The organism is Sneathiella sp. (assembly GCF_047631475.1).
In the GTDB taxonomy this organism is placed as follows: Bacteria; Pseudomonadota; Alphaproteobacteria; order Sneathiellales; family Sneathiellaceae; genus Sneathiella.
Window position 1 is genome coordinate 1 of the sequence record NZ_JBLHZT010000075.1, and the last position, 6949, is coordinate 6949.

The 6949-nt window shown below is 49.1% G+C and carries 7 protein-coding genes; 4 read left to right on the forward strand and 3 right to left on the reverse strand.

Going from position 1 to position 6949, the window contains the following annotated elements:
* Positions 1-240 (reverse strand): hypothetical protein (locus ACJAYR_RS17765; RefSeq protein ID WP_415237840.1); only part of this gene is annotated, 240 nt, incomplete at its 3' end.
* An 82-nt stretch (positions 241-322) separates the two neighbouring features.
* Positions 323-1126, reverse strand: a complete 804-nt coding sequence (locus tag ACJAYR_RS17770) for a GNAT family N-acetyltransferase (protein WP_415237841.1) — start codon at positions 1124-1126, stop codon at positions 323-325.
* 169 nt (positions 1127-1295) lie between these two features.
* Between ACJAYR_RS17770 and ACJAYR_RS17775 the strand changes: the two genes are divergently transcribed.
* Together ACJAYR_RS17775 and ACJAYR_RS17780 are read left to right on the forward strand one after the other, a co-directional pair.
* Positions 1296-2315: an LLM class flavin-dependent oxidoreductase gene (locus ACJAYR_RS17775; RefSeq protein WP_415237842.1), complete on the forward strand. Its 1020-nt coding sequence runs from the start codon at positions 1296-1298 to the stop codon at positions 2313-2315.
* 72 nt (positions 2316-2387) lie between these two features.
* On the forward strand, positions 2388-4385 hold the full coding sequence (locus ACJAYR_RS17780) for a PhoX family protein (protein WP_415237843.1): 1998 nt from the start codon (positions 2388-2390) through the stop codon (positions 4383-4385).
* Positions 4386-4430: 45 nt separating this feature from the next.
* On the opposite strand, the gene ACJAYR_RS17785 is transcribed toward ACJAYR_RS17780, so the two are convergent.
* Entirely contained in the window at positions 4431-5420 is a 990-nt protein-coding gene (locus ACJAYR_RS17785; protein ID WP_415237844.1) for an aldo/keto reductase, read from the reverse strand.
* Positions 5421-5639: 219 nt separating this feature from the next.
* Here ACJAYR_RS17785 and ACJAYR_RS17790 point away from each other — a divergent pair, with 219 nt between their 5' ends.
* Together ACJAYR_RS17790 and ACJAYR_RS17795 are read left to right on the forward strand one after the other, a co-directional pair.
* Complete coding sequence (locus ACJAYR_RS17790; RefSeq protein WP_415237845.1) at positions 5640-6431, forward strand: DeoR/GlpR family DNA-binding transcription regulator; 792 nt, start codon at positions 5640-5642, stop codon at positions 6429-6431.
* A gap of 125 nt (positions 6432-6556) precedes the next feature.
* Positions 6557-6949 (forward strand): FGGY family carbohydrate kinase (locus ACJAYR_RS17795; RefSeq protein WP_415237846.1); only part of this gene is annotated, 393 nt, incomplete at its 3' end.

Consider the following 6949-nt stretch of genomic DNA (forward strand, 5'->3'; position numbering starts at 1 on the left):
CTCTCCGTCTTGACGCAACAAGGTGCGCCAGTTGATCATAAAACCACGATCCGCAGTTGGACGGATTTCAACATCCATATCCCGACTTGTCAGGGCAAAATTCAAACTCGTGTTGCTTTCAGAGATGGCTGTTCCCTCCCAGACACCCTCAAAAGCCTTTAAACCCACTTCAGCCATCGCTGGCAGAGCCATCGCTGATATTCCAACAACAACAATGGCCAGCCCAAAAATTCGCCGCATGCATATTCCCCTAATTATATGTTTTCCAAATAATAGGGGAATTCCCTGCTCGTAGCCAAGACTAAAAAATGTCAGGCACTCCTCAGGCAGTAAGCTGCATTCTCTCTGACGCTTTATTCTCAAGGAAATGGCGTTGATACTTACCTGTAATATTCGAGGTTTCGACGAGTAAACAGACATCCGTTGTATTGAAAACGTCGTCCTTAACAGCCCCGTCACCGATGACACCCCCAACACGCAGATAGCCTTTTATCAGGGCTGGCATTTCCCGCATCGCTGTTCTGAAGTCAATCTGCTCTTCCTCCAGAATATCCATCGCCACATAGCCAGACCCGCAGGCCTTTGGCCGCCAATCCACCGGTGCCCGGTTCTTATAATGCAGAAAAGAGAGCGCAGACGACATTTGGCTCAAATCGGTTCCCGGAAAGCTGGCACAGCCAAACAAAAGAGAAATACCATGCGCCGCGATGTAATCTGCTATCCCCTGCCACAATAGCTGCATTATCGCCTTCCCGCGATACTGAGGATCCACACATGACCGTCCCAGTTCCACCATTTCCCCCGGATAACGATCCAGCTTACCTAAGTTGAACTCGTTTTCTGAATAAAAACCGCCGTGCCTGATCGCGACCGATTTTCGAAGCATTCGATAGGTTCCAACAACACAGCTTCGCCCCGCCCAAGACCGGGCCTTATCAATAACAATAAGATGGTCGCAAATATCATCGAATGCATCGTAATCCCGGCCCAGTACCGTGATCGATGCAGACGGACTTGCCCCCATATCTTGATAGAAAACCCGATATCTCAGCTCCTGTGCTCGGGTAATTTCTTCGCGTGTCGTCGCAAGGCCAATTGTTAAGGTCGAAACAGTTCTTGAATCCATGAAACCTCTCCTGTGGGGCAATTCGATCTTTCAGGAACTTAAGGCCGCTAATGGTCATTTTATTTTCAACCGGATGAACATTTGATGACAGCAATATACAGGCTGGCCTTGACACAGGCAGGCCCTCGTTCGATGTTATGAGCGGCGCCCATAAAAGAAGAAAAGCATCATGAAAAAAATTCGCCTTTCAGTCCTCGATCAATCCCCGGTACGGGCAGGTTTCACGGCTAAAGAAGCCTTGGCAGAAACGGTCGAGCTTGCAAAATTAACGGACAGGCTCGGATATCATCGATACTGGGTCGCCGAACATCACAACTCTACAGGTCTCACCGGGTCTGCCCCTGAAATTCTGATCGCTCATTTGGCCGCGCAAACAAAACGGATGCGGATTGGGTCAGGCGGCGTAATGCTGTCACACTATTCTCCGTACAAGATCGCGGAAATTTTCAATATGCTGGAAAGCCTTCATCCAGGACGGATCGATCTTGGAATCGGCCGAGCACCGGGAAGCGACCAGATTACAGCGCATGCATTATCCTACGGCAATCAACCGCGGGGACCACGAGAATACCCGACACAGGTCCATGATTTAATGGCGTTCCTTCAGGACAATGTAGACAAAGAACATCCGCTACAATCAGTGCACGCCACCCCTATTCCCGCCGCACCGCCTGAGCTTTGGATGCTCGGAAGCAGTGACCAGTCAGCGCAATTGGCGGCTCATTTCGGAACCCCTTTCTCATTCGCTCATTTCATAACTGATGAAAATGGCCCCCAGATCCTGTCCTTATATCGGCGCCAGTTTTCCGCTTCGGCGCTTTACAGCGAACCTGACGCCAACATTGGCATTTTCGTCATTTGTGCGGATACAGAAGAAGAAGCAATCAAGCTTGCCTCCAGTCGCGATCTTTGGCGCACCCGTCTCGATACTGGTAACATCGGGCCCGTTCCATCGGTCGAGGAAGCACTGTCCTACCAGTATAGCGAGGCTGAAGAAACCCGAAGGCGTTATCATGCCCGGCGTCATATTGTCGGCACGCCTGAACAGGTAAAAGAGCGGCTGTCGTCTCTGTTGGCAGCCTATCAGGTTAATGAGGCTGTGATTGTAACCATCACCCATGACGTTAAAGCCCGGCGCCGATCATACGAACTTCTTGCCGATGCGTTTGAGCTGTCGTCATCTAACTGAAACAGCCCTTTCCTAATGTTGATCGCAGGGGCGCTGTCCTCTAAATTCGAATAACATATAAGGAAAAATCTGATGTCTGAGCAGACTGTGTTCAAACAAACGCGCGCTTATAAAATGGAAGTGGCCGAAGACACCCTAAACAACCCGTCCGCAAATACGACCTTTGGCGATGTTGTCAACAATCGATTAGGCCGACGGGACGCCCTGAAAGGGATGCTTGCAGTTACGGCGCTCAGTAGCACGACCGGCATTCTTGGGACTGCGATTTCAGCGACGCCCGCCTCTGCCGAAGCACTAACACACTTTAAATTTGAAGAAATCCAGCACGGTGTGGATGAAAAGCATCACGTTGCAAAGGGTTATGATGCAGACATTCTATTGCGGTGGGGCGATCCTTTATTCAAAGGCGCACCGCAGTTTGATCCGATGAACCAAAGCAAGGCCGCCCAAGAAAAGCAGTTTGGTTACAATAATGACTTCATCGGTTTTATCCCCTTAGGCGGCTCTAACGATCGTGCGTTGTTATGTGTTAATCACGAATATACGAATGAAGAGCTTATGTTCCCGGGCCTTGGCCGCCAGGACAAAGCAAAGTATGTGGGTATGACCCAGGAAATTGTCGATGTTGAAATGGCCGCACATGGTGGCAGTATTATTGAGCTAAAAAAAGAAGCCGGCAAATGGAAAGCCGTTATCGGATCAAACTTTAATCGCAGAATTACAGCGACAACCGAAATGGCATTAAGCGGACCGGTTGCTGGCAGCAAATTCGTTAAAACCAAGGCAGATCCAACCGGCAAACAGGTCTTTGGCACCCTGAACAACTGTGCTGGCGGCATCACGCCGTGGGGCACCTATTTAATGGCCGAAGAAAACTTTAATGGTTATTTTTGGAACAAGGAAGCGGTCAGCGACCATCCCAATGCTGAAATGCTGAAACGCTATGGAGCGCCTGGTCAGTGGTACAATTGGGGCGCCTATTATGATCGGTTTGATATTGCTAAAGAACCGAACGAAATTCACCGCTTCGGCTGGATCGTCGAAGTTGATCCCATGGACCCGACCTCGATCCCGAAAAAACGTACCGCCATGGGACGCTTTAAACATGAGGGTGCCGAAACAATCCTGAATAAAGACGGTCGGGTAACCGTCTATTCAGGCGATGATGAACGGGGAGACTATCTGTATAAATTTGTTTCTAAAGGAAAATATGACCCGGTCAATCGCGAAGCAAACATGAATTTGCTGGATGAAGGGACACTTTTTGTTGCGCGTTTCGATGCCAACGGAACGGTTCACTGGTTACCGCTGGTCCATGGTGAAGGGCCGCTCACAAAGGGCAATGGCTTTGAAAATCAGGCGGAGGTTCTGGTTTTCGCCCGCAAAGCCGGGGACCTGCTCGGCGCGACGAAAATGGATCGCCCGGAAGACGTTCAACCAAATGCCAAAACCAATAAAGTGTATGTTTGCCTGACAAATAACAAACATCGCGGCAGCAAACATCCGGTTGATGCCGCCAATCCGCGGACGAAAAACCCGTTTGGTCATATTGTCGAAATCAGCCCGGAAAACAATGATCATGCTGCCTCGGTCGGGACCTGGAATATTCTGGTTCAGGGCGGCAACCCAAACAAGCCCGATCAAGGCGCCGTTTTTAATAAGGCAACATCTGAAAACGGGTGGTTTGGCTCTCCGGATAATGCCGCTGTAGATGGCAAAGGACGCCTTTGGATTGCAACTGACCAAGGATCCAATTGGCCAAAAACGGGAACCGCTGATGGTATTTGGGCTTTGGAAACAGAAGGGCCTCAAAGAGGAACTGGAAAGATGTTTTTCCGCGTCCCAATTGGCGCGGAAATGTGCGGACCTTGTTTTTCAAGCGACGATAGCGCCTTGTTTCTTGCTGTCCAGCATCCCGCAGCAGATGGCGCGAAAGCCTTTCCGGGGTTTGAAAGAAATTCAACCTTTGAAGATCCCGCAACGCGTTGGCCGGACTTCAAGCCCAGTATCCCTCCCCGGCCGTCTATTGTTGTCGTCCGTAAACAAGGAGGGGGTGCAATCGGCACCTAAGTCCTTCGGTTAAAGAAAAGGTGGCGAACGGACGCCGCCTTTTTTCTAGAACTGTTCTGTGGTTACCGATTTTTGGGCACGCGCATCGTAACGTTCGCCGATGACGGTATCCTGGTTAATCAGCTGTTCCAGACAGTTCATTACATCATCGCTCACCACCACATCGTCAGCCCCGGTATTCTCAATCATATGCTCGATAGAAGACGTTCCTGGAATTGGAATGATGTGGTCCTCTTTGGCCAAAAGCCAGGCCAACGCCAATTGAGCCATCGAACAGTTGCTCTCTTCTGCAAGATTGGCAAACTCTTCCAACAGCTCAAGGTTCTTCTCGTAAACACCATCCTGAAAACGTGGCATGGTTTTTCGCATATCTTCATCTGGCAATGCGTGAACATCTTGTAATTTGCCCGTCAGGAATTTTCGGCCCACAGGCCCAAAGGCAACAAACGCCGCGCCAATATCTTTACAGGCTTGCAATACTGCGATCTCGGGATTTCTCGTCCAAAGAGAATATTCTGTCTGAACCGCTGCGACTGGATGAACCTCATGTGCCCGTAAAATAGTCTCTGCTGACATCTCAGACAGACCAACTGTCCGGATCTTTCCTTCCTTCACCAAATCTGCTAATGCCCCCATGCTTTCTTCAATCTCAACATTTGGATCAGGACGGTGGAGATAATAAAGGTCAATCACATCAACGCCGAGACGGGAAAGAGATTGATCGCAGGTTTCTTTTAGCACCTCTGGACGTCCATTGATTTCACGGACCCCTTCATTGTTTCTCCGTAAGCCGCATTTACTGGCCAGAAAAAATTCATCCCGGCGGTGCCCGATGGCCTTATTCACCAATTTCTCATTTTCGCCAAAACCATAAAGCGCTGCTGTATCCATAAAAGTATAACCGTTGTCTAGCGCCTCATTCAGCAGTCTGATGGCATAGTCCTCTTCTGGGCAAGGTGCATATCCGTACGAGAGACTCATACAGCCAAAGCCAATTCTAGAGACGTCAAATTCTGCGATCTTGCGAGTACGCATGGTTGTTATCTTTCTTTTTCAGGTGAGAGGCCCTTAAACAAGGCAATTGAATTTATTTTCTGAGTTCATGAAACCCATCATACAAACTCCCTTTTAGGTCGTCAAAAACTTCAAATTTCTTTCGTTTTGCAAATTGCGAAATTTAACCCCAACCTATTGAACCTTTTAGTAATTTCCCCTAACATTAACCAAAATAGGATTGATAAGGAAACGCAGCGCATGGATATCATCAGCCCACGACAAACAGATATCATGAATATGCTGCGACAAGATGGTCGGGTTGGTGTTGAAGAACTGGCCGAGCTCTTCAAAGTATCCCCGCAAACCATTCGGAAAGATCTGAACGAACTGGGGGATCAGGACCTTCTTCAAAGAGTCCATGGCGGCGCTGTTTTATCGTCCGGCGTCAAAAACTTCGAATATGAAGCCCGCAGATTATTGGCTGTTGAGGAAAAACGGCGGATTGGTGTGCTTGCCGCGTCGCTCATTCCCGATAATTGCACATTGCTGATCAATATCGGTACGACCACAGAACAGGTCGCCATTGCCTTGCGAGGGCGCGAAGGAATGCTGGCGATCACGAACAATATCAATGTTGTAAATCTTTTATCCGGCACCCCGAATTTTGAAGTTATCGTCGCCGGCGGTGTGGTCAGACCAACCGATGGCGGTGTCGTCGGAGAAGCAACCGTCGACTTCATTAAACAATTTAAAGTGGATTATGCTGTAATCGGAACGTCCGCAATTGATGAAGACGGATCGTTGCTGGATTATGATTACAGGGAAGTAAAAGTTGCGCAGGCGATTATAGAAAATGCCCGGCAAACCATTTTGGTCGCGGATAGCATGAAACTTGAACGCTCCGCCCCGGTTCGCATCGGACATTTATCCCAGATGGACTTCGTTGTGACAGATCAACCACTTCCACGAAAACTGAAGAACCTGTGCGACGAGCATGATGTCATCGTTAAAGTAACCGACAAAACCAGCCTTCCCCGGCACACTCCCTGAAATTCGCTAGCCTGACTTTTCGACGATCAGCATATTCATTCTCTTTTCATTTCGTTTCATTTAAAGAACCCTTTCTGTTAAATTTGGGGCAATGAAAAACGCCCCACAGGGAAGGAAGCCATACTATGTCCCGATATGTTCTGGCCATTGATCAGGGTACAACCTCATCACGCGCCATTTTGTTTGAACAATCCACGAAGATTACCGCAATTGGCCAGCAGGAATTTCCCCAACATTTTCCGCGCTCTGGCTGGGTGGAGCATGATCCAGTGGACATATGGGAAAGCACAATCGCGACCTGCAAGTCAGCATTGAAGCAAGGCAATGCAAGCATCTCAGACGTTGCCGCGATCGGGATTACAAATCAACGCGAAACAACGGTTTTGTGGAACCGCGAAACGGGCGAGGCGATCTACAATGCCATTGTCTGGCAGGATCGCAGAACGGCATCTTTTTGCCAGTCCTTAAAAGACGCGGGACATGAGGCTGTTTTTAAGGAGAAAACCGGCCTCTTGCTC